Here is a 1,265-nt window from a genome sequence, read left to right as displayed (position 1 = left end):
TCCTGAGGGTCGGCCACAGCGGGGTACTGAAGGAAGACCATGTTCGCCAAGCCGGTATCTTTGAGCGCGAGCGCAATTTGGACCTGAGTCGTGGGATTGGTCAAGGTGTCAGAGAGGACCATGTTGTCTGTCGCCGCCTTGGCCAGGGAGTACAGCATGACAGGGTTACCGAGGACGCCGCCCGTTTCGACTTTCCGGGCCAACGCAGCCATGAACACTTGCTGGTTGCTGATGCGGCCCAGGTCGCTGCCGTCACCGACACCGTGTCTGCTCCGCAGGAACGACAAGGCCATGTCACCGACGATGCTCTGCTGTCCGGCCGCCAAATGCAAGGGCGGATTCGTGTAGAGGTCATCGATCGGGGAGGCCACACACACGGTGACGCCGCCGATGGCGTTGGACATCGCTGAGACCCCGTCGAAACTGATCTGGGCGGCGAAGGGAATCTGAACGCCGGTAAGTTTTTCGATCGTGAGCACCACGCAGGAAAGCCCTCCGCGGGCGAGCGTCGCGTTCAACATCACCCGACTGGACGCCGACGCCGTCGACCCATCAGATTGCGGACACGCGGGAACAGGGATCATGAGATCCCTAGGGAAACTGATCACACTCACGTTCTGATGGTTTTTCGAAATGTGTAATAACAGGGTGACATCGTTATTGCCCGCACCGGAACTTCCCGCCAAACCTGCGCCCGTCGCAAAAGCCCCACCCTGCCCGGACCGGGTATCCGTTCCCGTCAGGAGTAGATCGACCCCGCCGGAAATGGCTGCGACGTCTGCCGCAGGCGCAGCAGTGCTCCCGGGTGTGTCCGCAAGGTGGGCGAGATGCACGCCCGGTTTCACGCTGCTGGCAACATCCCACGTGGCAACAGCTGCAATAGTCCCCCCACTGACCAGGAGAACGCTCACGGAGAACACGAGCGCGACCCTCACGGTTTGCCATGGGCCACGCCGCTGCAACCGTCCGTGCCGAATAGGGGCACCCAAGGAATGCGCTCGCGTCCGAAGCGGTTGCGGCGGCTTTTCCGTCACGTTGACCCCGGCTTTCTCCTGCGGTCCGAAAGCGGCTACCCCGTCAAAAACAACACGCTTGCTCCGCACCTTATACAACGCGAGTAGGCAACTGCTGGGAACCCACCGAGCGGTTCGTGGCTCTGTCAGCAGCCGGAGCGTGGGGAATCGAGGGTGTAGCTGGGACCAGGCTGCGTTCTGGCGCGGTGCGGGAGTGTCCTTCGGGCCTTTCCCGGGTCGAGGGCCTTATAT

The 1,265-nt window shown here is 62.1% G+C and carries 1 protein-coding gene; it reads right to left on the bottom strand.

The genetic code is table 11. The annotated features are described in order from the left end of the window. Window positions 1–911 (bottom strand): LCP family protein (locus QN345_RS19215; RefSeq protein ID WP_323505411.1); only part of this gene is annotated, 911 nt, incomplete at its 3' end. Window positions 912–1,265 lie beyond the last annotated feature (354 nt).

The organism is Cryobacterium sp. 10I1, from assembly GCF_035019805.1.
In the GTDB taxonomy this organism is placed as follows: Bacteria; Actinomycetota; Actinomycetes; order Actinomycetales; family Microbacteriaceae; genus Cryobacterium; species Cryobacterium glucosi.
Note: the sequence above shows the minus strand (reverse complement) of the source record. Positions and strands in the feature narration are given on the sequence as shown.